Genomic DNA, 23,992 nt, shown 5'->3' on the forward strand with positions numbered 1-23,992 from the left:
TGGTATTTCATGTACGCAGAGCAAGCCCTTCCCGAATTTTCCTCGCTGCGCGCCGAGGATTACCCCGGTCAGTGCCAGGCACTGCTAGAGCGCAGTCGCACTGAAGTGGCGGCGCTGCTGGCTGGTGATGCCGCGCCGAGCTGGGATGCGTTGATGCAGCCGCTGGAGGAGATCAACGATCGCATAGAGCAGTTCTGGGCGCCGCTCAGTCATTTGCACGCGGTGATCAGCGGCGATGCCTGGCGCCAAGCCTACAGCGCCTGTCTGCCGCTGCTTACCGCTTACAGCAGTGAGATGGGGCAAAACCGCCCGCTCTACGAGCGAGTCAAAGCTCTGGCTGACAGTGCGGAATTTGCTCAGTTGGATCAGCCCCGCCAACAGGCGGTAAAGAATATGCTGCGCGATTTTACCCTGTCTGGGGTGGCCCTGGACGGAGATCAGGCCAAGCGCTTTGCCGAGATTCAGCAGCGTCTCAGCGAATTGTCTACGGCCTATTCCAACCATGTGTTGGATGCGACTGATGGCTGGCACAAAATTGTCGACCAGCGCGAGTCGTTGGCCGGGGTGCCCGAGTCGGTGCTGGATAATCTCGCCGCCGCAGCCGAGGCGGCCGGTGAGTCGGGGTATCGCTTGAGCCTGGATATTCCCAGTTACTTGCCGGTAATGCAGTACTGTGAAAATGGCGAGCTGCGCCGGGAATTATACGAGGCCTATGTCACCCGCGCCTCGGCGCAATCGCCCAGTGGCAGCCAGTGGGATAACGGCCCGTTGATGGTCGAAATCCTGCAGCTGCGTCACGAGCAGGCGAGCCTGCTGGGCTTTGCCAGCTACGCAGAGAAATCCCTGGCCAGCAAAATGGCGCCGTCCTGTGACGCGGTGCTGGGTTTTCTCGCCGAGTTGGCAAAGGCCAGCAAACCGGTGGCTGCCCAGGAGCTGAAGGAGCTGCAAACCTTTGCCGCCGAGCGGGGGCAGCAGAGCCTGGAGGCCTGGGATATTCCCTATTTCAGCGAGCAGCTGCGCGAGGCGCGTTACGCGGTGTCGCAGGAGGAGTTGCGTCCCTACTTCCCGGTGGAGCGGGTGCTGGCTGGTTTGTTCAAGGTGGCGGGCCAGTTGTTTGAGGTGGAGATAGTCGAGCGCGAGGCCGACCTCTGGCACGCCGATGCCCGCTGTTTTGAGCTGCGTCGCGGCGGCGACGTTATTGCCGAATTTTATGTAGATCTCTACGCCCGCGCCAACAAGCGCGGCGGTGCCTGGATGGCTGACTGTCGCGGTCGGCGGCGACTGGACGATGGCCAATTACAGCGGCCGGTCGCGTTTTTGGTGTGCAATTTCACCCCGCCCAGCGCCGATCGCCCGTCGCTGTTGACCCACAACGAAGTGACCACCCTCTTCCATGAGTTTGGTCACGGCCTCCACCACATGCTCAGTCAGGTGAACTGCCTGGCGGTATCGGGTATTAATGGCGTCGCCTGGGATGCGGTCGAACTGCCCAGCCAGTTTCTCGAAAACTGGTGCTGGGAAAAGGCCGTTATTCCCGATATTTCCGCCCACTACCAGACTGGCGAGCCACTGCCGGAGGCACTGTTGGACAAGCTGCTGGCGGCCAAGAATTTCCAATCCGGAATGCAGATGCTGCGCCAGATTGAGTTTGCGCTGTTTGATTTCCGCTTGCACATGCATGGTGGCATCGCCAGTGAGGCGCAGATAGACGAGCTGATGACTGAGGTGCGCCAGCAGGTATCGGTGTTGCAACCGCCGGCGTTTAACCGCTTTCAGAATAGTTTTTCGCATATTTTTGCCGGGGGCTATGCCGCCGGTTACTACAGTTATAAGTGGGCAGAGGTGTTGTCGGCTGATGCCTTTTCATTATTTGAGGAGCGCGGTGTGATGGATAAGCAGACGGGTTTGAAGTTCCGTCGCGATATTCTTGAGCAGGGCGGTGCACGTGACGCTGCCGAGTTGTTTCGTCAGTTTCGCGGTCGAGAGCCGGCGAATGATGCACTGCTGCGTCACAGTGGCATAGTGGGTTCGGCGATCACGGGGAGGAGTTAAGCATGGCCACAGAATTTAGACCGCGACGGTTTATCGCCGGGGCAGTGTGTCCGAAGTGCGCGGAAATGGACAAAACGGTGATGTACCGGGTGTCCGATGTTGAGCAGGTGCGCGAGTGTATCCGCTGCGGTTTTAAAGAGTCGATCCGCGATGATGGGCCGCTGCCCAACGAGCCGTCGACGCGGGTAAATCAACCGCGGGCCGGTGAGCAGCCGCTGCCCCACGAGGACGAAATTAAAGTGGTGTCTATTCTTGATCCGCGCGCCAAGTCGTCGCGCGGCGATCACTGAACCCGGTATTATCACCACTGCCTGGAACGCATTGTGCAGATGCTTATCTATACTGTTATATGGGCGTTCAGCGGCCAAATTCGCAAATGTGGAGGTAGAATATGCTCGAGTTATTGCCAATTCCCTCGCCTCATGTGATTGGGGTCAAGGTGTCTGGCAAGGTCAATCACGACGACATAGAGCAGATTTATCAGGCTGTTCAGCACAAGTTGGAAAACGAGGACTACCTCGGCATCTATATTGAGCTGGAGCATTTTAAGGGCTTTACCCTGCGCGGCCTGCTGAGGGAAATGCGCTTTCTGGGGCGCTTTTTCAAGCATATTACCCGCACCGCGCTGGTCGGTGAGCAGCGCTGGTACAGCCGCGGTGCGCAGTTGATCGGCCACTGGATGCCCAATGCTGAAATTGAGCATTTTACCGATATTCAACGCGACGAGGCGTTGATCTGGGTTAGCGAGCGCGACGCTGGCGCCTTTTCCGGCTAGACGAGAGCTGCGCTGACCCCACAGCGGAGGTCGGGCGATGACCCGCAGTGACAGCAACCGGCCCGCAGTGGCCGCAGTCCTTCTCGATATTGGTGGCGTTCTCACCGAGGACGGCGCTGCCCTTCCCGGCGCGGTGGACGGCCTGCATTATCTGCGGGCCAGCGAACTGCCCTTTCGCCTGCTGACCAATACCTCGCGGCGCAGTCGCCGACAACTGCTTGCCGAGCTGCAGGAGCAGGGCCTGCAGATTGGCGAGGCGGAGTTAATTACGGCGCCGATCGCCGTGCTGCAGTATCTGCAAGCAGAGCATCTGACCCCTTACTATATTTGCAGCCCCGCCCTGCGCGAGGAGCTGCCTTCGCCCGTGGCGGAGCCGCCGGACACGGTGGTGGTGTTCGATGCCGGCGAACAATTTTGTTATGCGGTGTTGGATGAGGCCTTTCGTTACTTGCAGGCTGGTGCCGGCCTGGTGGCGGTGGGCGATAACCGCTATTACCGCAGTGGCGGTCGACTGCATCTCGATGCCGGGCCGTTTATCCGCGCGCTGGAATACGCTGCTAACACAGAGGCGCTGATCATTGGCAAGCCCGCAGCGCGCTTTTATCACGATGTTGTGGCCGGTTTGGGCGTGCCGCCGGGGCAGGTGCTAATGGTGGGTGACGACGTCGAGGCCGATGTCCTGGCCGCTGCCCATGCCGGGCTGGCCGCCTGCTTGGTAAAAACCGGCAAGTATCAGCGGGGCGATGAGCGGGCGGCGCCGATGGCCGCATGTATCGATAGTATCGGGCAGCTGCCGGCGCTACTCAGTCGCCATTGAATAACTTCAGTTCGGCCTGGCGCATAATATCCCGCCAACTCACCATGCCCAGCGGCTGCTGTTGCTCGTCGACTATCGGCAGGCAGGAGATCGGGTGCTTGTTGAAGGCTTTAACGGCACTGAGAACCTCGTCGCTGGCGTTGAGGTAGATCACCTCGCGGTGCATGATTTGGTGAGCGCGCCGGTTTAGGGTGGCGGCATCCTCGGGTAGTTCAGCGGGTGTGCCCAGTTTGGGGCTCAGGGCGGCAGATAAATCGCGACGTGAAATGATGCCCCGCAACTTGCCGGCGCTTACCACCAATAGGTGGTGGTAGCCGGTTTCGTTAAACAGTTCGCGAAGGCTGTCCAGCCGGTCGTCCGCCTCTACGGTGACCACCGGTGTGCTCATGATGTCGCCTAGCTTCATTGCCCCTCTCTTGTTAGCTTACCAAGGAAAAACTCAGGCCCGCGTGTGTTTCAAGGCGTTGCTGCAGGGTTTCTCCCATGCTGCTGGCCGGTGTCCAGATGCCGCCAGCGCAGCGCTCGTCGTCAATGTCTCGGGCCAGGCAGAGGGCTGCCTGAGCGATCATTTTTGCCGTTGAGCCGTAGCCGGGGTCGCGATCGCCCGTCACCTTGGTCTGCACTGTGCTGCCATCCTCTGCCAGGGCGAAAAAGCGCATATCGTAAAAGCCATTGCGCTGATCTTCTGGGCTGGGTCCTTCGCCCGGCGCGGGCAGCAGTTTTTCCAGCAACCAGCGGCCGGGCTTGATCGCCGCGCCGATCATAAATGCCGCCAGGCCGCCGCCAATGGCGCTGGCGCGCAGACGGCCGGACAGGCCTTTACCGGTCAACATGGTTTCTTCGTAGCGGAAGTCGCTGCCGTATTTTGAATTGAGCAGGTAGTTGCTGCGCTGCACGACGCGGGTGTTAATAGCCGCCATAATAAACGGCGACATCCAGTAGCCGCTGATCGGGTCGTACTCGGCCAGCCCGGGGTTGCGTTGGCGGGCGGAATAGCCGGCGTCTGGGCAGATGATGTAGGGGTCGGCCATTTGTTTGCGCAGCGCGGGGTCTGCCGAGGCCTCTTTCATTACGTTCATCAAGCTGGCAAAGGTGCCGCCAGATAGCCCGCCTTTGGCGGCTTTAACGCGCATGCGAATGTCGTTACTGCAGTGGCCGTGGCGCTGTTCAAACTGGCGCTGGGTAAACAATACGCCGAGATCAGAGGGGATGGAGTCGAAGCCGCAGCAGTGCACGATGCGCGCGCCGGACTGCTCGGCTGTCTTTTGGTAGCGGTCGACCATGCGCCGGATCCACTGCACTTCGCCAGTGAGGTCGCAGTAGTCGGTGCCGGTTTCGGCGCAGACTTTGACCAGTGCTTCGCCGTAGAGGGCGTAGGGACCGACGGTGCTGAGCATCACGTCGGTCTGCTCTGCCAGTTCGCGCAGTGACGCTTCATCGCCGGAGTCCGCCAGCAGGATATCGGGTTTGTCGCCGGACAGTGCCTCGCGGGTGGCGCGCAGTTTGCTTTCGCTGCGGCCTGCCATGGCCCAGCGCAGTGGCGTTTGCTCGCCTTGGTAGCTGCTTAAATACTCACAAATAATTTGGCCAACAAAGCTGCTGGCGCCAAAGACGATGATCTCGTACTGCGAATCGCTCACGTGTCACTCCTAGATTGTGGTGAGGGCTTGCGGGCCGCTGCTGGCCTGTGCCCACAGTGTAGTGCGGTTCGCGGCCATTGCCATGACCTCGAATGTCCGGGCTGGCCTTAGCGCGTGTAGTGAGGGGTCGCGCGCAGGCAGGCGGCGCGGTCGCTGGTGTCGAGAATTTTTTCGCACTCGCGCAACCGCCACTCGCGCTGGTCATCGTATTGGCCGCTGCCGCAGCTGCTGACAGCGAGGCAGAGCAGTGCCGCCAGCAGTTGGTCGTGCCGAGCCACAGTTATTGGGCGTCACAATGGGTGCGGCTTTCCCAGAGCGCGCTGAGTATCGCGCTGCGGGTGATTAGGCCGACCAGGCGGCCGTCGTCAATGACTGGGTACAGCTTGGGCTTGTTTTTACCCATGATCTGCGCCAGGTCGACGATGCTTTGTTCTGGCTCTACCGACAGCACTTCGTTGTGCATCACATCGTCGACATTGGGGGCGCCCTCGCAGTGGTAGCTGCTGACCAGCATAGAGTGAATGCAGTCTTGCTCGGAGACAAAGCCGACCACGCGGTCGTGGTCGTCTAGCACCGGCAGCCCCATTACATTGTTGCTCAGCAGGGTTTCGACCACTTCTCCCAGTGGCGCGTGCTGGCGAACAAAGGGCGATGGGCGGGTCATAACATCGCATACGCGGATACTGTTGCTGGTACTCATGGTGACTCCTCCATTTGTTTTTACTATACCCCGCTGTTGTCGCGAATGTGAGGCTTTGATGCCAATCAGTGCGAGTCGTTCACTGCCGGTTTGCCGCTGTCGGTTAGTTGGCCATTGCGGTAGTCGCGCAGTGCCTGCTCGATCTCGTCGGCGCTATTCATCACGAAGGGGCCGTATTGCACGATGGCTTCGCCAATGGGCCGGCCGGCCAGCAGCAGGGCGTCGGCGCCGGTTTCGCTACTCAGCTGCAGGTAGTCGCCGCGATCCAGCAGCGCTGCCTCGCCGGCCTGTACCGCCCGCCCGCCAATGCTTAGCTGGCCATTGTACACATAGACGCAGGCGTTGTGGCCGGCGTCAAATTGCAGGGTCAGCTCGCGGCCCGCGGCCAGTTGCAGGTCGGCGTACAGCGGGTCGGTGCTTAATTGGCGGCCATCTGTGCCGTTGATGTAGCCGGTACTCTGACTCTGTTCGCTGGGCAGTTGCAGGCGCCCCGCCAAGTGACGCAGGCGGAGTCCGGGGCGCCGCAGTTCGGGAATCTGCTCGGCGGCGATGTCGCGGTATTCCGCGGCCCGCCATTTTTCCTTGGCGGGCAGGTTGATCCACAGCTGGAAGCCGCGCAGCAGGCCGTCGCGCTGCTGTGGCATTTCCGAATGAATCACGCCCCTGCCGGCAGTCATCCACTGCAGGTCGCCGGGGCCGAGTTCGCCGCGATTGTCCATGTGGTCGCGGTGCAGCATGTTACCGGCCAGCATATAGGTGACGGTTTCAAAGCCGCGATGCGGATGCGAGGGAAAGCCGCCCAGGTAATCTTCCGGGCGATCGGAGTAAAATTCATCGAGCATCAGCAGCGGATCCAGGCGCGCGCCCGGAGACTGGCCGAGACTGCGTTTGAGTTTTACGCCGGCGCCGTCGCTGGTCGCTACCGCGGTAATTATTCTCGCTATCTGTCGCCTGTTCATTTCGAAACTCCTGCTGTGGCGGGCCTTATGCCGCTTGCATGGCATCGCGGGCGCGCTGGCGCGCCTGTTGCGCCTGGTCTTCGCCCATATTGAGCCCCTCGGCATAGATAAAATTGACTTGCTGGATGCCTAGCAGGCCGAATATATGCCGCAGATAGGGTGTTTGCGTATCCATGTCGGTGCCCAGATATTGGCCGCCTCGGGCCGCCAGTACGGTGACCTTGCGATCGTGCAGCAGGCCCTGCGGACCGTTCTCGGTATAGCGGAAGGTCTCGCCGGCACGGGCGACGTGGTCGATCCAGGCCTTGAAGGTCGATGGCACGCCGAGGTTGTACAGCGGCATGGCAATAAGCAGCTCGTCGGCAGCGCGCAATTCGGCGATTAAGGCGTCGGATTCGGCGACAATGGCCGCCTGTTCGGCGCTGCGATCTGCGGCGGCGGTGGTGAAGGCCGTGAAGCGCTGTTCGTCCAGGTGGGGTAAGGGCTGGGCGTGCAGGTCGCGGTGTTGAATATGCAGCTGCTCGCCGGCGGCGCGGCGGCCGGCGATCAGTTCGCGAGCCATTTGACTGGACTGGCCCTGTTCGCCGGCCAGGCTGCTGCTGATGTAAAGAATGTTTTTCATTGCCGATTCCTCGTTTGCGGTTAGAGCATCTGATGGGTCTAGTTAACTATTGATTAATCCGTTTAAAAAGCGCAATTTTATGGGCTAAACCATCAAATAAGTTGATTGATTATGCGTGGACCCCGAGCCAGTCTCGATCAGTGGCACTGTTTTATGGCGGTGGTGGATGAGGGTAGCTATGCCCGCGCCGCCGAGGCCTTGCACAAAAGCCAGTCGGCGGTGACTTACGCCATCCAAAAGCTGGAGGAGCAGCTGGGCGTGGCGCTATTTGAAATTCGCGGTCGCAAAGCTGAGCTGACGGATGCCGGCCAGGTTTTTTATCGCCGCGGTCGCGCCCTGCTGGACGAGGCGCTGCGGGTGGAGGCGTCGGCGGCATCGGTGGCCGGCGGCTGGGAGCCGCAACTGCGTATTGCCAGCGATGCGCTGTTTCCGCAGGCGGCGCTGCTCGATTGCCTGGTGACGCTGGCGCAGGAGTGCACGGACACCCGGCTCGAGTGCGTCGAGACGGTACTTAGTGGCGCGGAGGAGGCGCTGCTAGAGCAGCGCTGTGATATTGCGATCACTGGCGTGGTGCCGCCGGGCTTTTTGGCTGACCCCTTGCTGCGTGTGCGTTTTATCGCCGTGGCTCACTGCGATCACCCCTTGCACCAACTGGCGCGCGAACTGGACTACCGCGACCTTCGCCCCTACCGGCAGTTGGTCGTTCGAGATTCTGGATCTCGGCGCCGGCGTGACTCCGGGTGGCTGGATGCCGCCCAGCGACTGACCGTGAGCCGTATCGACATGTCTGTGCAGGCGGTGTGCCGGGGGCTGGGTTTTGCCTGGTTGCCGGAGGTGATGATTCGCGAGGCGTTGGCGGAGGGCGTGCTGAAAGCCTTGCCACTGCGCGAGGGGCGCGAGCGCTTTGCCGAGTTGTTTATTGTGATGCCGGATCGCGATGTTGCCGGCCCGGCGGCGCGGCGCGCGGAAGCGTTGATCAAGGCGGCGGCTGCCGGCTTGAGCAATTAGTTCAGGGCATAAAAAAGGCGCAGCGACCACAGGGCGGCTGCGCCATTACAGACCTGGGCGGGTCAGTATTCAGTTGGCCGCGACAATTTCGGTGTTGTGGCGTTGCACGAGGCGGTTGAAGTTGTCGGCGTAGCTGTCCAGGCGGTCTACCGCGGCGTTGTAAACAAAGGGGTTGGCGTTTCTGCAGCCTTCCAGGCGGCGGCTCGCGTCATTTAAATAGCCGTTGACAGTGTCGCGCAGGTCAATAAGTGCCTGGGTGTTTGGCTGGAGCTGGCTAGGCAGTTCGGGGGCGCCCATGATGGCAGCCAGCGCGCAAGCGGCGTGGCTGGTGGCTGGCGCGATACCTATGCCGACGAATACGGCGGTTAACAAGGCAGCTTTCATTAATCTCATCCCCTAAGCCTGACGGCCTGTGCACAATGCTGAGAATGTTACCAAAATTCACAACGCTTGCGCGAGTGTTACGGCCTGAGTTCGTGGTGAAATATTGTTAATTTGCGGCAAAAAATACCGAAGATCGGAGATTGTGCGATTTTATAGCGAGGCTTGTTTGTTACTTTTTCCCGCTGGCTGGCCAGTGTTGTGGGGAAAATAACCACTGAAAACATAGGGCGAGGCTGATGCCTCGGCAGGCGTTGAAGGTGGCGAAGGCCAGCCACAGGCCGTGATTGCCCCAGTCGCGGCACAGATACCACAGGGGGAGATAGATGCCGGCGACGCACAGCAACATGCTGTACTGCATGGCGGCGGTGCGCAGGGTGCCGATAAATATGCCGTCGTAGCAATAGCTGGCGGCGCTCAGCAGTGGCAGTAATACCAGCCAGCCATAGTATTGGCTGGCGGCGGTGCGCACTTCGTGAATATTGGTCATGGCGCTGAGAATCGCTTGTTCGCCGAGCAGTAGTAATAGGCTGGCGGCGGTGGCGGAGTACAGTGCCCAGCGTCCGCAGGTCTTGCACACGGCGATAAACGCCCGGCGATCGCGGTCGCCATAGGCGCGGCCGGCCAGAGCCTCGGCGGCGTGAGCAAAGCCGTCCATGCCGTAGGCTGCCGCCAATACCAGTTGCATCAAAATAGCGTTGGCAGCCAGGATGCTACTGCCCTGCGCCGCGCCCTGGGCAGTGAAGAAGCTGAAGCTGAACAGCAGTGCCGTGGTGCGCACAAAGATCTGCGCATTGCTGCGTGCAAAACGGCGGAGCGGGATGCCGCGCCGCAAGCTTTGGCCGACGCCGCGGCGCAGGGCGCGTTGCAGGGGTTCGCGAACGGCGAACAGGGCCAGTGCAAAGCCCGCGTATTCGCTCATTGCGCTGGCGATGGCGGCGCCCTCGCTGGCCATGCCCAGGCCGATGATCAGCAGCAGGTCGAGGGCGATATTGAGCAGGTTGCTGCACAGGGCGATGGCCAGTGGCCAGCGGGCGCGCTGCTGGCCGAGCAGCCAGCCAATAACCGCATAGCTGCCTAATACCGCGGGGGCGCTGAGTAGCCGCAGGCGCAGGTAGTTGTCGGCCAGTGGCAGCAGTGCTGCGTCAGTATTCATCAGTTGTAGGCCGGCGCCGCGCAGCAGTGGTGCGGCGCTGTAGATAAGCAAGCTGAGAATCAGGCCGCTGCACAGGGCCTTGAGCAACAGCGCGTCGGCGTCGCTGCTGCGGCTTTGTGCGCTGGCGCCGGTGGTGCCCATGCGCAAAAAGCCAAACGCCCAATAGCTCAGCGACAGCAGGCTGGCGCCGATGGCCACCGCGCCGAGGTGGCGGTCGTCGGGTAGGTGGCCGAGGACTGCGGTGTCAACCAGGCCGAACAGCGGCAGCGACAGGTTGGCGAGAATCATCGGCCAGGCCAGCGCCCAGATTTTGGCATTAAGTTGTGCCGGCTTGTGTGAGTAGGGCATGACATCGGTCCTGGTTGGCGGCGCCAGTGTAATCGCTAGCCCAGGCGTGGCACCAGTGTGCTCGCCAGGTGGCGTGGGCGGTGGTGATGGGGGTGCGCTCGCTGTCGGCCGCCCTGTGTCAGCCGTTGCGCCCGCTCGGCCGCTCTTGGCTGTCGCAGCCGGCCGGTTAAGGGGTGAAATGTCTTGCTTGGCGGTCGGTCGCGCACAAAGTTTAGCGGTGCTGCAGGTATTTTTATGGCGCGGCGCTTGCGCGTCCAGCCCATATCTAGTGGTTGCTGGTGACAATTCATCCCCTAGTTAGTGTGTTGTCACTTGGCCGCCCATATATTTTGCCCGGCGGACAGCAGCTGGCGCGGTTTCGGAGTAGCCTTGCTGCTTTCTTCAGGTTTATAATTGCGGCGTTTTGTCGCACCCAAAGCTAAATCAGCGCGGGCATGCACACATTTCGGGGGGAGCGGGTCGTTCGGCAGATTGCCGATGGCGGCGTGCATTCGTCTGTTTTTGCTTTACCGTCCCTAAGTTCGCTAACGCGTTTTTAAAGGCAGAAAGCCAGTGTGTATGTCGGCAGTCGATCGGCAGAGGGGTTTCTTAAAACTTATACGGAGACACGGGAGATGTATCAACAAGCGAAACGGCTTTATAAGCTGGCGCTTTGTCCTGTGCTGATGCTGCTCAGCCTGCTTAGTTCTGGCGCTTGGGCGACCGAGGGTAACCCCCAGCGTTGGCAAACCAACATGACGCCTGGCGTCACCGAAGTCGGTGCCAAAATCTACGACCTGCACATGTTTGTATTCTGGGTGTGTGTGCTTGTAGGTATCATCGTTTTTGGTGTGATGTTCTATTCGGTTTTTGCCTACCGCAAAGATCGCCACGAAGAGCCTGCCACTTTCCACGAAAACACCCGTCTTGAGATTGCGTGGACTGTTGTCCCCTTCTTGGTGTTGATCGGCATGGCAGTGCCCGCTACCAAAACGCTGATGGAAATCTACAACACTGACGACGCTGATCTGGATGTATTGATCACCGGTTACCAGTGGAAGTGGAAGTACGAGTACATCAATCCGAACGGCGACAATGTTAGCTTTTTCTCCAACTTGCTGACCGACAAAGCCGAGATTGCCAATACTGAAGCCAAGGGCTCGAACTACCTGATCGAAGTCGATGAGCCGCTGGTACTGCCGGTCAATAAAAAGGTGCGCTTCCTGGTGACCGCCAATGACGTACTGCACGCTTGGTGGGTGCCGGCGCTGGCGGTTAAGCGCGATGCGATTCCCGGCTTTATCAATGAAGCGTGGACTAAAGCCACTGAAACCGGCGTTTACCGCGGTCAGTGTGCCGAGCTCTGCGGTCGCGACCACGGCTTTATGCCCATCGTTGTCAATGTGGTTGAAGAGCCCGAGTACAACGAGTGGCTGGCGGGTAAGCAAGCTGAAGCTGCTGAGCTGAAAGCACTGATGTCGAAAGAGTTCACCATGGACGAGCTGGTTGCTCGCGGTAAGAGTGTCTACGACCGCTCTTGCGCTGCCTGTCACGGCGCCAACGGTGAAGGCGGCGTAGGTAAAGCCATTGCCGGCAGTGCCATTGCGACTGGCGCGGTTAAGCCCCACCTCGACGTTGTGGTTAACGGCGCGCCCGGCACAGCGATGCAGGCCTTTGGTGGTCAGCTGAATGAAGTCGATTTGGCCGCTGTTATTACCTATCAGCGCAACGGGTTTGGCAACAACATGGGCGACATGCTGCAGCCAATCGATATTTACAAGTTTAAGAAAGGTCAGTAGGAGGATTCACCATGGGTGCTCACGGACCTGCTAAAGGTTTGACCCGGTGGCTAACGACCACCAACCACAAAGACATCGGCTCGATGTACTTGTGGTTCAGTTTTGCTATGTTCCTGCTTGGCGGCTCGTTCGCCATGATTATTCGTGCAGAACTGTTTCAGCCCGGCCTGCAAATTGTAGAACCGGAATTTTTCAACCAGATGACTACCATGCACGGCTTGGTGATGGTGTTCGGTGCCATCATGCCGGCCTTTGTCGGCCTGGCTAACTGGATGATTCCGATGATGATCGGCGCTCCGGATATGGCGCTGCCGCGGATGAACAACTGGTCATTCTGGATTTTGCCACCGACGTTCCTGATGTTGGCTGGCACGCTATTTATGGAAGGTGGCGGTCCTAACTTCGGTTGGACGTTCTACGCGCCGCTGTCGACGACCTATGCGCCGCCGAGTGTGACCTTCTTTATCTTCGCCGTTCACGCGATGGGTATTTCCTCCATCATGGGTTCTATTAACATCATCGCTACGGTTGTAAACATGCGCGCGCCCGGCATGACTTACATGAAGATGCCGATGTTTGTATGGACCTGGCTGATTACCGCCTTCCTGCTGGTGGCAGTAATGCCGGTACTGGCTGGCGCGGTCACCATGATGCTGATGGATATCCACTTCGGCACCAGCTTCTTCTCTGCCGCTGGTGGCGGTGACCCGGTGCTGTTCCAGCACGTGTTCTGGTTCTTCGGTCACCCCGAGGTATACATCATCATCCTGCCGGCTTTCGGTGTGGTGTCTGAGGTAATCCCGACCTTCTCTCGCAAGCCGCTGTTCGGCTATGCGTCGATGGTTTACGCCACTGCGTCTATCGCCTTCCTGTCGTTTATCGTGTGGGCCCACCACATGTATACCGTAGGTCTGCCGATTGCTGGTGAGCTGTTCTTCATGTACGCCACCATGCTGATCGCCGTGCCGACAGCAGCCAAGGTGTTCAACTGGATCACCACCATGTTCAAGGGTTCTATCACTCTTGAAACGCCGATGCTGTTTGCCATCGCCAAGGTGTTCCTGTTCACCGTGGGCGGTTTCTCTGGTTTGATGCTGGCTATCGCGCCTGCTGACTTCCAGTACCACGACAGCTATTTCGTTGTGGCCCACTTCCACTACACCATGGTTGCCGGTGCGATCTTCGCCCTGTCTTCTGCTGTCTACTACTGGTTGCCCAAGTGGACCGGTAAGATGTACAACGAGACCATGGGTAAGGTGCACTTCTGGGTTTCCTTCATCGGTTTCAACCTGACCTTCTTCCCGCAGCACTTTGTGGGTCTGGCAGGTATGCCGCGTCGTATCCCTGACTACAACCTGATGTTTGCCGACTTCAATATGATGTCGTCTATCGGTGCATTCATCTACGGCTCAAGCCAGCTGTTGTTCCTGTTCAATATTGTTCGGACCATCACTCACGGCAAGCCGGTCAGCGATGCAAAAGTATGGGACGGTGCCACCACTCTCGAGTGGACTGTACCGAGCCCCGCGCCCTACCACACTTTCAGCACACCGCCGGAAGTTAAGTAAGAGGATCGCGGGTCATGGCAACGGCAACGCAGCGCAATATTGTTAAAACCAGTGGCAAGCTGCTGGTTCTCGTTATCGCTATGTTTGCCTTTGCCATGTGGGTGATGCCGCCGCTTTACAATGCCCTTTGTGAAGTGCTGGGCATCAACGGCAAAACCGGCGGGCGCTATGAAATTGTCGAGAGTGCGGTGGACGAAAGCCGCATTGTCAAAGTGCAGTTCGTGGCGCAAAACAATGAGCTTATGCCCTGGGAATTTGGCCCCAATACCAGTCAGGTTGAGGTGCACCCCGGCGAGCCGGCGATGGTGACTTTCTACGCGAAGAACACCCAGAACCGTTTTATGGTATCGCAGTCGATACCCAGCATTGTGCCGTCGCGAGCGGCAGAGTACTTTCATAAAACAGAGTGCTTTTGTTTTAACCAGCAACCCCTGGATGCTGGCAAAGAGGCCGATATGCCGTTGCGTTTTATTGTCGACCGGGATCTTCCCAAAGACATACACGTAATCACCCTGTCCTACACGATTTTTGACGTAACCGAGATGGCCGCCAAACAGGATTCTGTGGCGGCGTCGAATTAGAAAGAGATTTTTCTCAACAGAGAAAACGGAGACTTAAACATGGCGGGTCAAAGCAATGCCGGGCACGAAACTTATTACGTGCCAGAGAAAAGTAGCCTTGCTATTAACGCAACCATTGGTCTGGTAACGTCGGTTTACGGTGCCGCCAGCGTCATTAATGACGCCAGCTACCGCCCCGGCGAGGAAACCAATTCAAGCTTTATCCTGTTTGCGGGTCTGGCGTATTTTGCCGCCACGCTGTGGGTGTGGTTTGCTACCACCATCCGCGAAAACAGACAGGGCATGAACAGCGCTCAGCTGAAGCACTCCTACGTGATCGGCATGCAGTGGTTCATTTTTTCGGAAGTGATGTTCTTTGCGGCCTTCTTTGGCGCATTGTTCTATATCCGCAACCTGGCCGGCCCGTGGCTCGCCGGTGAAGGCGCTGGCGCAATGAACACGCTGCTGTGGCCGGGCTTTGAATACAGCTGGCCGCTGATGGAAACCCCGCAGGATGCTATCGGTGGCGTTTCAGCTCAGGCTTCAGCTGGGCACTTGGCGAACAACGGTGAATTTACCGGTGCCGAGAAGCACCTGTCTTTCCCCGGCTTTGCCAATATTGGTCACTGGTTGCCGCTGTACAACACGCTGATTCTGTTGACGTCCAGCTTCACTTGCCACATTGCGCATATGGGCATCAAAGAAAATAACCGCAAGAAATTCAATCTGTGGTTGTTTATCACCGTGGCGTTGGGTGCCATCTTCCTGTACTTGCAGTACATGGAGTATCACGAGGCGCTGTTCGAGTACGGCATTAAACTGAATAGCGGTGTCTACGGTACCACCTTCTTTATGCTGACCGGCTTCCACGGTTTCCACGTGGCAATGGGTACAGTGATGCTGCTGATTCAGTGGCTGCGCTCTAAAACCAAGGGACACTTCTCTCCGGAAGATCAATTTGGTTTTGAGGCTTCGTCATGGTACTGGCACTTTGTAGACGTGGTATGGGTATTCCTGTTCCTGTTTGTCTACATTATCTAAGCCTCGCTTAGCGATTGCCGAAGTCGGCCGGACCCGTTTCTTTGCTTTGCAAATGGACGGCTCCGGCCGATTTTTTATTTGTCGGCTGAGTGAACGGCTCTGCCGTCATCGAGGTAGCGCTGATCCCAGGGGGCTTTAGAGCCGAGTTGGCCGGTGTACACGCCGTAAAACAAAAAGCCCATCAACAGTGCTGCCAGTGCCAGGCGCACGCTCAGCGACTGCCAGGTGCGCAGGGTTGTGCCGCGATCCTTGAACAGAAAGAACAGGCCGCTGAACAGGCTGAAACACAGTGCAATAAACAGCACCACGATGACCACTTTTAACCACATAGTTTGTCTCCCGCTAAGTTTGCCGCAGTATACACAATCGGAATCTCGACATGGCTGAGCCGCGTACAACCCTAAGCTGGTCACTGGATTGGAAGTCGCTACTGGCGATTGCGATCGCATTGCCGCTGTTGCTGCGCCTGGGTTTTTGGCAGTTGCAGCGCGCCGATGAAAAACAACAGTTACTGGATGCCGCGACAGCGCGGCGTCAGCAGCCGGCGGTCGACATTCAGAGTCTGGGCGAATACCCCAATTATCTGCCGGTGTATGTTGAGGGGGTTTTTGATAGCCAGCGCTACTGGCTATTGGACAATCGAATCAGGCAGGGACAATTCGGTTATGAGATAATCGCGCTGCTCAATTTGGCCGACGGTGGCAAGTTGTTGGTTGAGCGCGGCTGGATCGCTGCCGATGCCAGCCGCCGCCAGTTACCCGAGTTAACTTGGCCCGAGGGAATCGTGCGACTGCAGGGCGAGTTGTATCGCTCCACTGAACAGCCCTTTAGTCTCGGCGAGCAGCTGCCAGAGGCCTGGCCCCGCCGTCAGCAGTGGTTGCAGCCCGAGCGCCTAGAGACAGAGATCGACGGCTTGTTGCCAACGGTGTTGCGCTTGCATGAGCAGAGCCCGGCGGCGCTGCGCACCGATAGATTGTTAATTAATGTTTCGCCGCAAAAGCATCGCGGCTACGCCCTGCAATGGTTTGCCATGGCGGCGGTGCTGGCCGGTATTTTTGTGGTTCGCAACAGTAATATTCTGGCGCTGTTTAAAGGGCGCTCAGATCGAGGGGAGAAGCTATGACTTCCGAGCAGTCATCCGCTAGTAGGAAGCAGGTCACATTGATTTTGGCAATACCGATCGTGGTGATTGCCCTGTCCAGCCTGTTGTTTGTGCTGGCCCAGAAGAATGTGCTCAATTTCGGCACAGTGAATCGCGGCAGCTTGATTCAGCCGCCCGTGCAGTTGGGTGAGCTCAAGCCGGCGCGCCTTGACGGCAGTGAATTTATGTTCGACACGCCGGAATCACTGTGGCTATTTATGGTGGTGGGTGGTCGCGACTGTCGGGACGCCTGTGAGCGTATGCTATATCTTACCCGCCAGACCCACGTGGCGCTGGGCAAGAAGATGGGTCGGGTTGAGCGCATTTATCTGGCCACCGACGGCCCACTGTCTCCGCAACTGCGCGACTTCATTGAAGCCGAGCACAGCGATATGACCGTGGTCTATGCCGACGGCAGTGATTTTGTTGGCGCCTTTCAACAGCTGCCCAGCTCGCCTCTGGATGCGCGCAGCTTTTATATCGTCGATCCCCTCGGTTGGGTGATGATGGTGTACCGCGCGGCGGACACCGAAACCGATACATTGACCACCCTGGGTAAGGATGTACTCAAAGACATGCGGCGCCTGCTGAAGTAGTTGGCGCAGGCCCGATATCGAGAGATTGGTAGAGAACAATGACGCTGTTTAACGCTCCTGAATTTCGCAAGCCCGGTTTTCGCCTGGCGCTGGCTGCCTGTCTGGTGGCCATAATTGTTTTGGGCATGGGGGTGTTTACCCGCTTGGCTGATGCTGGCCTGGGGTGTCCCGATTGGCCGGGTTGCTATGGCCATGTCCTGTGGCCAACGGCTGAGCATGAAGTGGCGCGGGCTAACGAAGCCTTTCCGGATATGCCGGTTGAGCACGATAAAACCTGGCCGGAAATGATCCACCGCTATCTGGCGACCAGCTTGGGTTTGTTTACCATCGGTTTGCTGGTGTTCGCCCTGCGTCATCGCGGGCCAGAGCAGCCGCTGAAGCTGCCGGCGTTTTTGCTGGCCTTCATTATTTTACAGGGCATGTTTGGCATGTGGACGGTGACCCTGAAGCTGTGGCCGCAGGTGGTGACCGCGCATTTGCTGGGGGGCTTTACCACGCTCAGTCTGCTGTGGCTGCTGACACTGCGACTGAATAATCAGCGCTGGCAACTGCCGGCCATCGCGGCGGCCAAGCTGCAGGCGCTGCGACCGCTGGTGGTGATCGGCCTGCTGATCGTGGTGGGGCAAATTGCGCTCGGCGGGTGGACGACCTCGAACTATGCCGATATTGCCTGCCCGGATTTTCCTAAGTGCCAGGGAGCGTGGCTGCCGCCGATGGATTTTGCCAACGGTTTTAATATTGCCCAGCATGTCGGCCCCAATTACCTGGGGGGTGTGTTGGACAATGATGCCAGGGTGGCGATTCATGTGAGCCACCGTTTCGGTGCTATTGTGACCAGCTTGTACTTGCTGATGTTATTTGTGAAGCTGCGCGGCCTGGGTATTGCTCCGGCCAAGCGGGCGGCAGCTGCGACCCTGGTGGTGCTGCTGGCGCAAGTGTTGCTGGGTATCAGCAATATCGTGTTCAATTTTCCCATTGCCGTTGCCGTGGCCCACAATTTGGTGGGTGCTATGTTGCTGCTGGTGATGGTGACAACCAATTATTGTGTGTTCACCGCTCAGGTGAACCGCGGGGGTGTGCGAGTATGAGCCGTGAAAATGCCGCAGCGGCGGGGCCGGGTCGGGCGACCGTTGGCTGGCGCGACTACTACGAGCTGTGTAAGCCAAATGTCGTGTTTTTGATGCTGCTCACCTCGGTGATTGGTATGTTTATGGCGGTGCCGGGTATGGTGCCCTGGCGGGTGCTGGTGTTTGGCAATCTCGGTATCGGTTTGTGTGCGGCGGCTGCCGCGGCAGTGAACCACTTAGTGGATCGCCGCATCGACCTGATTATGGCGCGCACCCACAATCGGCCGATCGCTCAGGGGCGGCTGAAAACCGCCAATGCCGCCGTGTTCGCGGCGGTGCTGGGGGTTGCCGGCATGGCTATCTTGCTGATCGAAATCAACGCCCTCACCGCTTGGTTAACGCTGGCTTCGCTGCTCGGTTACGCCGTGGTCTACACCCTGTATTTAAAGCGCGCCACGCCGCAGAATATTGTGATTGGCGGTATTGCCGGTGCGGCGCCGCCACTGCTGGGCTGGACCGCGGTCACCGGTGAGATTCACGGCCATGCACTGTTGCTGGTGCTGATTATTTTCGTGTGGACGCCGCCGCATTTTTGGGCGCTGGCGATTCACCGTCGCGATGATTACGCCAAGGTCGACATTCCGATGCTGCCGGTTACCCACGGCATTGGCTATACCAAATTGCACACCCTGCTTTACACCCTGCTGCTGTTTGTCGTGACACTGCTGCCGTTTGCGACAGGGATGAGCGGCATGCTCTACCTGCTGGGTGCGGTATGTCTGGGGGCGGGATTTATCTACTGGGCAATTGTGTTGCTGCGCGGCAATGATCCCAAGGCGCCTATGGCGACGTTTAAGTATTCCATTATTTATCTCATGGCGCTGTTTGTTGTCATGCTGCTGGATCACTATATGTTGCCGGCAACAATTATTTATGAGGTGTCGGCGTATGAGTGAACAAGCGGTGAATAACAGTGGGCAAAAACGCGGCATTCGTGTGACCGTGTTGGTGATCTTGCTGGTTGCAGGCAGTCTGGTGGGCAGTTTTTTTTACGCCTTCACCAAGGCGCGGGTGATGACCCGCGACGAGCTGCGTGATCAGGGGGCCTATCTCTACGAAAATCCCCGCCTGATCCCGGCCTTCAGTTTGCAGGACGAGCGTGCGCAGCTGCTGACGCCGCAGGCCTTGACTGGCAAGTGGAATTTGATCTTTTTTGGTTTTACCTACTGCCCCGATATTTGTCCGACGACCCTCGCCCAGCTCAAACTGTTCTATCAGGAGCTGGAGCCCGAGGTGCAACTCGATACGCAGGTGTGGTTGGCCAGCGTCGATCCGGCGCGGGACACCCCGGAGCAGTTGCGCAGCTATCTGGAATTTTTCCATCCGGCGTTTCGGGGCATCACGGGCGATTTTCTGGAAATTCACCGCTTTGCTACCGCCCTGAATATTCCCTTTGCCAAAGTGCCCGGCGGCGGTGACGACTATATGGTGGACCACAGTGCCAATATCGCGCTGGTGAATCCCCAGGGCCATTCACTGGGTTTCTTTAAGGCGCCACTGGATATCAGCAAGCTGAAGCGCAGCTTTTTGACGATTCGCGAGCACTACTAAGGTTTAGTGCCTAGCCGATAAAAAACGCCGCATCGCGGCGTTTTTTTATGCGCGCCGAAAGCCGCGGCCGAGCTGGGCCAGCAGGAAGAGCAGCCCCGCACTCAGCACCACGCTGGGGCCGCCGGGGCTGTCTAGATGCCAGGCCGCCAGCAAGCCGAATGCCACCGCCAGCATGCCGCAAATCACCGCCAGGGCCGCGCACTGCTCGGGGCTGCGGGCCAGTCGGCCGGCTGCGGACGCGGGGATAATCAACATGGCGGTAATGAGTAGGACACCGACGATTTTCATCGCCACTGCTACAGTGGCAGCGATCATCAGCATCAGCAGCAAGCGCAAGGCCTGCACATTGCTGCCCTCTACAGCGGCGAGTTCCGCGTGGGCGGTCATGGCCACTAATTGTGGCCAGAGTCCGGCCAGTAACAGTGATACCGCGGTGGTAATGGCCGCCAGCAGCCACAGGTCTTCTTGCATGACCGCCAGCAAATCGCCAAACAGAAAGCTGCTGAGGTCGAAGCCGGGGCCGTCCATAAACGACAGGCAGACCAGGCCCAGCGCCAAACTGCTGTGGGAGAGAATGCCCAGCAGACTGTCCAGCGCGGTGTCGCGCCACAGTTGCAGGGCGAATAGCAGTACCGCAATGCTGCAGCAGGCGATTAATACCGCCAGTTCCAGGCGGATTTGCCAGCTCAGTCCCAGCGCCAGGCCGAGTAGTGCGGAATGGGCCAGGGTATCGCCGTAGTAGGCCATGCGCTGCCAGGTCACCAACGCGCCCAGCGGGCCGCACAGTATGGCCAGCAGCAATCCGGCGAGCAGTGCGTTGATTAAGATGTCAGTCATGCCGGCCATCCTGCTGGTGGTTGTGGTGACAGGGCTGAGAGCCGTCGCCGCTTAAGACTTCGCCGTGCATGCCGTGTTGGTGGTCGTGGTCGTGTTGATACAGGGCGATGGCCTCGGCGTGGCGGCGGCCAAACAGTGAGAGATAGGCCGGGTCATTGCTGACCGTCTCCGGGTGGCCGTGACAGCAGATATGTTGGTTTAGGCAGATCACGGTATCGGTTTGGGCCATCACCCAGTGCAGGTCGTGGGAGACCATCAAAACTGCGCAGCCCAGCTGGTCGCGCAGTTCACCAATGAGTTCATAGAGTTCCGTTTGGCCGGTGATGTCGACACCCTGGGCGGGCTCGTCCAGCACCAGCAGCTCGGGTTGGCCGAGCAGTGCGCGGCTGAGCAGCACCCGCTGGGTTTCGCCGCCGGAAATATCGTGTAACGGTCGCTCCGCCAAGTGGGCGATACCGGTCCGGGCCAGCGCCTGCTTGATGCTGCTGCGTCGGTGTCGAGACATGCGCAAAAAGCGACTGACGCTGACCGGCATGAGCGGGTTGATGCTTAGGCGCTGTGGCATATAGCCGATGCGCAGGCCGGGCCTGCGCCACAGTGTGCCGCTGTCCGGGCGTTGCAGGCCCAATGCCAGGCGCAGCAACGTGCTTTTGCCAGCGCCATTGGGGCCGATGACCGTCATGATCTGGCGCGGCGCCAGGCTCAGCTCAATGTTTGACAGCAGGGTTTGGCCGCGTTGACTGAGTGAGACGCGGTCTAGGCGCAGCAGCGCGGGGCTAGTCATGGCCAAGCTCCCGGCAGTGCTGGCAGCTGCCGACGACTTCCACACACTGGCTGTCCACCGCAAAGCCGCGCTGCTGCGCCGATTGGCTGATAGCGTGGTCGATGTTGGCGGCGTCTAGCTCAATGGCGGTGTTGCAGTGCTTGCAGATGAGGAAGTGCCCCGAGTGGTGGTGCCCCGGATCGGTGCAGCCGACAAAGGCATTGAGCGAGGCAATGCGATGAATTAGGCCCTGTTCCAGCAGGAAATCCAAGGCGCGGTAGATGGTGGGCGGTGTGCTGCGCCGCTCGCTCTGTTCGGCGAGGGCCTCCAGTAGGCGGTAGGCGCCGACCGGCTGGTGGTTGGCCCATACTAAAGTAAGTACTTGCTCACGTATTGCGGTTAGCCTCACTCCGCGCTCGGCGCAGAGCTGGCGAGCGTGGCCCACGGCCTCGTCTATGCAGTGTTGGTGGTCGTGGCGATGTTCCGGTACCGCAGTGGGCATGATGGGAGATTCTCTTGCAAGATTAATGTTATAATATTGCAATTCCTGTCCCAAGAACACTACTTACCGCTGAGGTTACCCTGACGATGCGCCGCTGTTGGCTTGTTTTTCTGTTGTTGTGTGCTCCATTGCAGGCCTGGGCTGAGCAGCCGTTACGGGTGATGAGCAGTGTTAAGCCCCTGCAGCTGCTGCTGGCGGAAATCGGTGGCGAGGCGGTGTCGGCGGAGTTGCTGCAGCCGGCGGTGCTCTCCCCCCACGATTTTCAGCTGCGCAGTTCGGATATGGCGCGTTTGGCGGATGCCGACATGATTATCTGGTTTGGGCCGGTGTTGGAGCACTATCTGAGCAAGCCCTTGCGCCGTTTCGATAACGCAGTTGCGCTGTACCCGGAGTACGCGCCGGGGGTAGTGGATCCGCATTTTTGGTTGGATGTCGATGAGGTGTGCGCGGTGGCGCGCCGCCTGGCGCGCCTGTTGTCAGACCGGTTGCCGAGTCGCAGTGCTTATTTTCACGCCAATGCTGCGCGCTTCATGTCGGCCCTGCGGGCCTATGACAGTGCCTTGGCGGCGCAGCTGGCGCCGTCGGCCGGGCGGCAATATCTGTTTTTACACGATGGCTTTTCGCGCTTCGAGCAGCGTTACCAGCTTGCCGGTGGTGCGGTGGTGATGGTCGATGACCACCGTCTGCCCGGTGCCCGCCACTTGGTGGCGCTGCGCGAGCGCCTGCAGCGCGGCGACTTCGACTGCGTGTTTCGCGAGCCGCAATATCCGGCATCTACCCTGCGGGCATTGGTGAGCGGGGTTGACGTGGCGGTGATCGAGCTGGATGCGATGGGGCGCAATATCGACAAAGCTGACGGTTTTCTGCGTTTATACCGTCAGCTTGGCGAGGCCTTTGTGAGCTGCTTTCGCGCTCACTAGGCGGTGCTTACTGGCTGCGCTTGCCGTTGATGGGCAATTGCGGGGCGCTAAAGCTGTCCAGCTCCACGCTCAGTGACGCCGACACGACATCCAGCGTGGTTTCCAGTACGCGCTCGGCGTCGGCCTGCTTGTACTCACTGCTGGGGAGCATGGTGCTTTGTGCGGGGCCCTGATGGTAGGCCAGTACCAGCGGTGCGTTGCTAGCCGCTTCCAGTTCAGCGGCGACCGCTGCGCTGCTGGCAATCAGGATCAGTACTGCGCTGGTAAGTTTTTTCATCTCTCTTTCTCCTCTATGGGGGCGGTTGTTGCCCCGCGCAAGATGCTGTTGTCACCTTGTGTTACGTAAGGTAACACGTTGTGCGTCGATAATCCTGCTTAATTTTTGTTCATTTTTGTGTAATGCCCAGTACATATGGGCTTTGCCGTGTTACCGAAAGTTAATAAAGGTAACATCCGGCGCTTGTCGGGTGCGGCTCCGGCCTCTTGCCGGGCTTCGTGCTACACTCGCGCATTTCTGCGACAGCGACGAATAAGCCGACAATGACAGCCATAAGCCCCCTTGTTTTAGTGGACGGTTCCTCCTACCTCTATCGGGCCTTTCACGCCCTGCCCCCCTTGACGAACTCCAAGGGCCACCCGACTGGCGCGGTTAAGGGGGTCATCAGCATGCTCAGGCGACTGCAGAAGGATTATCCGGACAGCCCCATCGCGGTGGTCTTCGACGCCAAGGGCAAAACCTTTCGCGATGAGCTGTACAGCGACTACAAGGCCAATCGGCCGCCAATGCCCGATGATCTGCGCAGCCAAATACAGCCCATTCACGATATCGTCGATGCCATGGGCTTGCCGCGGCTGGTCATCGACGGCGTTGAAGCCGACGACGTGATCGGCACGCTCGCCGCGCAGGCTGGCGCCGAGCGGCCAGTGGTGGTCTCCACCGGAGACAAAGATATGGCGCAGCTGGTGAACGCCCATGTCACGCTGGTGAATACCATGACCGATACCCGTATGGACGAAGCGGCGGTGGAGGAAAAGTTCGGCATTCCGCCGGCCTTGATCATCGACTATTTGGCGCTGATGGGCGACAAAGTTGACAATATTCCCGGTGTTGCCGGCGTCGGTGAGAAAACGGCCCTGGCGCTGCTGCAGG

The 23,992-nt window shown here is 59.0% G+C and carries 29 protein-coding genes; 16 read left to right on the forward strand and 13 right to left on the reverse strand.

All coding sequences use genetic code 11. The annotated features are described in order from the left end of the window. Positions 1-9: 9 nt before the first annotated feature. The 4 genes from ABYM29_RS00795 (at position 10) to ABYM29_RS00810 (ending at position 3,644) form a co-directional block, all read left to right on the forward strand. The gene (locus tag ABYM29_RS00795) at positions 10-2,052 is read left to right on the forward strand and encodes a M3 family metallopeptidase (protein WP_372860892.1); all 2,043 of its coding nucleotides are present in this window, start codon (positions 10-12) and stop codon (positions 2,050-2,052) included. A gap of 2 nt (positions 2,053-2,054) precedes the next feature. Further along, complete coding sequence (locus ABYM29_RS00800; protein ID WP_372860895.1) at positions 2,055-2,342, forward strand: YheV family putative zinc ribbon protein; 288 nt, start codon at positions 2,055-2,057, stop codon at positions 2,340-2,342. 101 nt (positions 2,343-2,443) lie between these two features. Next, positions 2,444-2,827 (forward strand): STAS/SEC14 domain-containing protein, encoded by a 384-nt coding sequence (locus ABYM29_RS00805; protein ID WP_372860897.1) that lies wholly within the window; start codon positions 2,444-2,446, stop codon positions 2,825-2,827. A 37-nt stretch (positions 2,828-2,864) separates the two neighbouring features. Then, positions 2,865-3,644: a TIGR01458 family HAD-type hydrolase gene (locus ABYM29_RS00810; RefSeq protein ID WP_372860900.1), complete on the forward strand. Its 780-nt coding sequence runs from the start codon at positions 2,865-2,867 to the stop codon at positions 3,642-3,644. Here the strand turns inward: ABYM29_RS00810 and ABYM29_RS00815 are convergent. The 6 genes from ABYM29_RS00815 to ABYM29_RS00840 form a co-directional block, all read right to left on the reverse strand. Next, positions 3,631-4,050, reverse strand: a complete 420-nt coding sequence (locus ABYM29_RS00815; protein ID WP_372860903.1) for a CBS domain-containing protein — start codon at positions 4,048-4,050, stop codon at positions 3,631-3,633. The two genes, ABYM29_RS00810 and ABYM29_RS00815, sit on opposite strands and share 14 nt — an antisense overlap. Positions 4,051-4,063: 13 nt before the next feature. Then, positions 4,064-5,284, reverse strand: coding sequence for a trans-acting enoyl reductase family protein (locus ABYM29_RS00820; RefSeq protein ID WP_372860906.1), 1,221 nt, complete (start codon positions 5,282-5,284; stop codon positions 4,064-4,066). 107 nt (positions 5,285-5,391) lie between these two features. After that, entirely contained in the window at positions 5,392-5,562 is a 171-nt protein-coding gene (locus ABYM29_RS00825; RefSeq protein WP_372860908.1) for a hypothetical protein, read from the reverse strand. Between the two features lie 2 nt (positions 5,563-5,564). Further along, positions 5,565-5,984: a CBS domain-containing protein gene (locus tag ABYM29_RS00830; RefSeq protein WP_372860911.1), complete on the reverse strand. Its 420-nt coding sequence runs from the start codon at positions 5,982-5,984 to the stop codon at positions 5,565-5,567. A 65-nt stretch (positions 5,985-6,049) separates the two neighbouring features. Continuing rightward, on the reverse strand, positions 6,050-6,943 hold the full coding sequence (locus ABYM29_RS00835; protein ID WP_372860913.1) for a pirin family protein: 894 nt from the start codon (positions 6,941-6,943) through the stop codon (positions 6,050-6,052). Positions 6,944-6,968: 25 nt separating this feature from the next. After that, positions 6,969-7,565 carry an FMN-dependent NADH-azoreductase gene (locus ABYM29_RS00840; RefSeq protein WP_372860915.1) on the reverse strand — a complete coding sequence of 199 codons (597 nt, stop codon included), beginning with the start codon at positions 7,563-7,565 and terminating at the stop codon, positions 6,969-6,971. 111 nt (positions 7,566-7,676) lie between these two features. Here ABYM29_RS00840 and ABYM29_RS00845 point away from each other — a divergent pair, with 111 nt between their 5' ends. Next, positions 7,677-8,573 (forward strand): LysR family transcriptional regulator, encoded by an 897-nt coding sequence (locus ABYM29_RS00845; protein ID WP_372860918.1) that lies wholly within the window; start codon positions 7,677-7,679, stop codon positions 8,571-8,573. Between the two features lie 69 nt (positions 8,574-8,642). Here the strand turns inward: ABYM29_RS00845 and ABYM29_RS00850 are convergent, their stop codons facing one another. Next, a complete protein-coding gene (locus ABYM29_RS00850) occupies positions 8,643-8,957 on the reverse strand; it encodes a hypothetical protein (RefSeq protein WP_372860920.1) in 315 nt (104 codons plus the stop codon). A gap of 169 nt (positions 8,958-9,126) precedes the next feature. Continuing rightward, a complete protein-coding gene (locus ABYM29_RS00855; protein WP_372860922.1) occupies positions 9,127-10,458 on the reverse strand; it encodes an MATE family efflux transporter in 1,332 nt (443 codons plus the stop codon). A 614-nt stretch (positions 10,459-11,072) separates the two neighbouring features. Between ABYM29_RS00855 and coxB the strand changes: the two genes are divergently transcribed. From coxB to ABYM29_RS00875, 4 genes are read left to right on the forward strand one after another with little or no spacing between them, the layout of a single operon-like run. Beyond that, on the forward strand, positions 11,073-12,236 hold the full coding sequence (coxB, locus tag ABYM29_RS00860) for a cytochrome c oxidase subunit II (RefSeq protein WP_372860925.1): 1,164 nt from the start codon (positions 11,073-11,075) through the stop codon (positions 12,234-12,236). An 11-nt stretch (positions 12,237-12,247) separates the two neighbouring features. Further along, positions 12,248-13,804: a cytochrome c oxidase subunit I gene (gene ctaD, locus ABYM29_RS00865; RefSeq protein WP_372860927.1), complete on the forward strand. Its 1,557-nt coding sequence runs from the start codon at positions 12,248-12,250 to the stop codon at positions 13,802-13,804. A 14-nt stretch (positions 13,805-13,818) separates the two neighbouring features. Beyond that, positions 13,819-14,385 carry a cytochrome c oxidase assembly protein gene (locus ABYM29_RS00870; RefSeq protein ID WP_372860929.1) on the forward strand — a complete coding sequence of 189 codons (567 nt, stop codon included), beginning with the start codon at positions 13,819-13,821 and terminating at the stop codon, positions 14,383-14,385. Between the two features lie 39 nt (positions 14,386-14,424). Continuing rightward, positions 14,425-15,405, forward strand: a complete 981-nt coding sequence (locus ABYM29_RS00875; protein ID WP_372860930.1) for a cytochrome c oxidase subunit 3 — start codon at positions 14,425-14,427, stop codon at positions 15,403-15,405. Between the two features lie 74 nt (positions 15,406-15,479). Here ABYM29_RS00875 and ABYM29_RS00880 read toward each other — a convergent pair whose 3' ends face one another. Continuing rightward, the gene (locus ABYM29_RS00880; protein ID WP_372860932.1) at positions 15,480-15,734 is read right to left on the reverse strand and encodes a DUF2909 domain-containing protein; all 255 of its coding nucleotides are present in this window, start codon (positions 15,732-15,734) and stop codon (positions 15,480-15,482) included. 50 nt (positions 15,735-15,784) lie between these two features. Between ABYM29_RS00880 and ABYM29_RS00885 the strand changes: the two genes are divergently transcribed. From ABYM29_RS00885 to ABYM29_RS00905, 5 genes are read left to right on the forward strand one after another with little or no spacing between them, the layout of a single operon-like run. Continuing rightward, on the forward strand, positions 15,785-16,528 hold the full coding sequence (locus ABYM29_RS00885) for an SURF1 family protein (RefSeq protein ID WP_372860934.1): 744 nt from the start codon (positions 15,785-15,787) through the stop codon (positions 16,526-16,528). Beyond that, positions 16,525-17,142 (forward strand): hypothetical protein, encoded by a 618-nt coding sequence (locus ABYM29_RS00890; RefSeq protein ID WP_372860936.1) that lies wholly within the window; start codon positions 16,525-16,527, stop codon positions 17,140-17,142. The genes ABYM29_RS00885 and ABYM29_RS00890 overlap by 4 nt, the downstream gene beginning before the upstream one ends. A 38-nt stretch (positions 17,143-17,180) precedes the next feature. Then, entirely contained in the window at positions 17,181-18,230 is a 1,050-nt protein-coding gene (locus tag ABYM29_RS00895; protein ID WP_372860939.1) for a heme A synthase, read from the forward strand. Then, complete coding sequence (gene cyoE / locus ABYM29_RS00900; protein ID WP_372860941.1) at positions 18,227-19,165, forward strand: heme o synthase; 939 nt, start codon at positions 18,227-18,229, stop codon at positions 19,163-19,165. Before ABYM29_RS00895 ends, cyoE begins: the two co-directional genes overlap by 4 nt. After that, a complete protein-coding gene (locus ABYM29_RS00905) occupies positions 19,158-19,820 on the forward strand; it encodes an SCO family protein (protein ID WP_372860944.1) in 663 nt (220 codons plus the stop codon). The genes cyoE and ABYM29_RS00905 overlap by 8 nt, the downstream gene beginning before the upstream one ends. A 45-nt stretch (positions 19,821-19,865) precedes the next feature. Here the strand turns inward: ABYM29_RS00905 and ABYM29_RS00910 are convergent, their stop codons facing one another. The 3 genes from ABYM29_RS00910 to ABYM29_RS00920 are packed head-to-tail and all read right to left on the reverse strand — an operon-like array spanning position 19,866 to position 21,922. Further along, positions 19,866-20,657 (reverse strand): metal ABC transporter permease, encoded by a 792-nt coding sequence (locus ABYM29_RS00910; protein ID WP_372860946.1) that lies wholly within the window; start codon positions 20,655-20,657, stop codon positions 19,866-19,868. Next, positions 20,650-21,441, reverse strand: coding sequence for a zinc ABC transporter ATP-binding protein ZnuC (gene znuC / locus ABYM29_RS00915; protein WP_372860949.1), 792 nt, complete (start codon positions 21,439-21,441; stop codon positions 20,650-20,652). The genes ABYM29_RS00910 and znuC overlap by 8 nt, the downstream gene beginning before the upstream one ends. Next, the gene (locus tag ABYM29_RS00920; protein ID WP_372860951.1) at positions 21,434-21,922 is read right to left on the reverse strand and encodes a Fur family transcriptional regulator; all 489 of its coding nucleotides are present in this window, start codon (positions 21,920-21,922) and stop codon (positions 21,434-21,436) included. Before ABYM29_RS00920 ends, znuC begins: the two co-directional genes overlap by 8 nt. A 161-nt stretch (positions 21,923-22,083) precedes the next feature. Here ABYM29_RS00920 and ABYM29_RS00925 point away from each other — a divergent pair, with 161 nt between their 5' ends. Continuing rightward, entirely contained in the window at positions 22,084-22,842 is a 759-nt protein-coding gene (locus tag ABYM29_RS00925; RefSeq protein ID WP_372860954.1) for a metal ABC transporter solute-binding protein, Zn/Mn family, read from the forward strand. 7 nt (positions 22,843-22,849) lie between these two features. Here ABYM29_RS00925 and ABYM29_RS00930 read toward each other — a convergent pair whose 3' ends face one another. Next, positions 22,850-23,119, reverse strand: a complete 270-nt coding sequence (locus ABYM29_RS00930) for a hypothetical protein (protein WP_372860956.1) — start codon at positions 23,117-23,119, stop codon at positions 22,850-22,852. 263 nt (positions 23,120-23,382) lie between these two features. On the opposite strand from ABYM29_RS00930, the gene ABYM29_RS00935 reads away from it, so the two are divergent. Next, on the forward strand, positions 23,383-23,992 hold a 610-nt coding region (locus ABYM29_RS00935; protein WP_372860959.1), incomplete at its 3' end, for a 5'-3' exonuclease H3TH domain-containing protein.

This window comes from Spongiibacter sp. (assembly GCF_041602295.1).
GTDB lineage: Bacteria > Pseudomonadota > Gammaproteobacteria > Pseudomonadales > Spongiibacteraceae > Spongiibacter.

What these genes read in the sequence shown, in the direction of transcription:
- ABYM29_RS00925 (WP_372860954.1), top strand. Translation starts at nt 22,084, where the DNA reads ATGAGCAGTGTTAAGCCCCTGCAGCTGCTGCTGGCGGAAATCGGTGGC.
- ABYM29_RS00855 (WP_372860922.1), bottom strand. Translation starts at nt 10,458, where the DNA reads ATGCCCTACTCACACAAGCCGGCACAACTTAATGCCAAAATCTGGGCG.
- ABYM29_RS00850 (WP_372860920.1), bottom strand. Translation starts at nt 8,957, where the DNA reads ATGAAAGCTGCCTTGTTAACCGCCGTATTCGTCGGCATAGGTATCGCG.
- ABYM29_RS00830 (WP_372860911.1), bottom strand. Translation starts at nt 5,984, where the DNA reads ATGAGTACCAGCAACAGTATCCGCGTATGCGATGTTATGACCCGCCCA.
- ABYM29_RS00845 (WP_372860918.1), top strand. Translation starts at nt 7,677, where the DNA reads ATGCGTGGACCCCGAGCCAGTCTCGATCAGTGGCACTGTTTTATGGCG.
- ABYM29_RS00795 (WP_372860892.1), top strand. Translation starts at nt 10, where the DNA reads ATGTACGCAGAGCAAGCCCTTCCCGAATTTTCCTCGCTGCGCGCCGAG.
- ABYM29_RS00920 (WP_372860951.1), bottom strand. Translation starts at nt 21,922, where the DNA reads ATGCCCACTGCGGTACCGGAACATCGCCACGACCACCAACACTGCATA.
- ABYM29_RS00910 (WP_372860946.1), bottom strand. Translation starts at nt 20,657, where the DNA reads ATGACTGACATCTTAATCAACGCACTGCTCGCCGGATTGCTGCTGGCC.
- ABYM29_RS00870 (WP_372860929.1), top strand. Translation starts at nt 13,819, where the DNA reads ATGGCAACGGCAACGCAGCGCAATATTGTTAAAACCAGTGGCAAGCTG.
- ctaD (WP_372860927.1), top strand. Translation starts at nt 12,248, where the DNA reads ATGGGTGCTCACGGACCTGCTAAAGGTTTGACCCGGTGGCTAACGACC.
- ABYM29_RS00835 (WP_372860913.1), bottom strand. Translation starts at nt 6,943, where the DNA reads ATGAACAGGCGACAGATAGCGAGAATAATTACCGCGGTAGCGACCAGC.
- ABYM29_RS00905 (WP_372860944.1), top strand. Translation starts at nt 19,158, where the DNA reads ATGAGTGAACAAGCGGTGAATAACAGTGGGCAAAAACGCGGCATTCGT.
- ABYM29_RS00840 (WP_372860915.1), bottom strand. Translation starts at nt 7,565, where the DNA reads ATGAAAAACATTCTTTACATCAGCAGCAGCCTGGCCGGCGAACAGGGC.
- cyoE (WP_372860941.1), top strand. Translation starts at nt 18,227, where the DNA reads ATGAGCCGTGAAAATGCCGCAGCGGCGGGGCCGGGTCGGGCGACCGTT.
- ABYM29_RS00930 (WP_372860956.1), bottom strand. Translation starts at nt 23,119, where the DNA reads ATGAAAAAACTTACCAGCGCAGTACTGATCCTGATTGCCAGCAGCGCA.
- coxB (WP_372860925.1), top strand. Translation starts at nt 11,073, where the DNA reads ATGTATCAACAAGCGAAACGGCTTTATAAGCTGGCGCTTTGTCCTGTG.
- ABYM29_RS00810 (WP_372860900.1), top strand. Translation starts at nt 2,865, where the DNA reads ATGACCCGCAGTGACAGCAACCGGCCCGCAGTGGCCGCAGTCCTTCTC.
- ABYM29_RS00815 (WP_372860903.1), bottom strand. Translation starts at nt 4,050, where the DNA reads ATGAAGCTAGGCGACATCATGAGCACACCGGTGGTCACCGTAGAGGCG.
- ABYM29_RS00890 (WP_372860936.1), top strand. Translation starts at nt 16,525, where the DNA reads ATGACTTCCGAGCAGTCATCCGCTAGTAGGAAGCAGGTCACATTGATT.
- ABYM29_RS00805 (WP_372860897.1), top strand. Translation starts at nt 2,444, where the DNA reads ATGCTCGAGTTATTGCCAATTCCCTCGCCTCATGTGATTGGGGTCAAG.
- ABYM29_RS00885 (WP_372860934.1), top strand. Translation starts at nt 15,785, where the DNA reads ATGGCTGAGCCGCGTACAACCCTAAGCTGGTCACTGGATTGGAAGTCG.
- ABYM29_RS00875 (WP_372860930.1), top strand. Translation starts at nt 14,425, where the DNA reads ATGGCGGGTCAAAGCAATGCCGGGCACGAAACTTATTACGTGCCAGAG.
- znuC (WP_372860949.1), bottom strand. Translation starts at nt 21,441, where the DNA reads ATGACTAGCCCCGCGCTGCTGCGCCTAGACCGCGTCTCACTCAGTCAA.
- ABYM29_RS00800 (WP_372860895.1), top strand. Translation starts at nt 2,055, where the DNA reads ATGGCCACAGAATTTAGACCGCGACGGTTTATCGCCGGGGCAGTGTGT.
- ABYM29_RS00880 (WP_372860932.1), bottom strand. Translation starts at nt 15,734, where the DNA reads ATGTGGTTAAAAGTGGTCATCGTGGTGCTGTTTATTGCACTGTGTTTC.
- ABYM29_RS00895 (WP_372860939.1), top strand. Translation starts at nt 17,181, where the DNA reads ATGACGCTGTTTAACGCTCCTGAATTTCGCAAGCCCGGTTTTCGCCTG.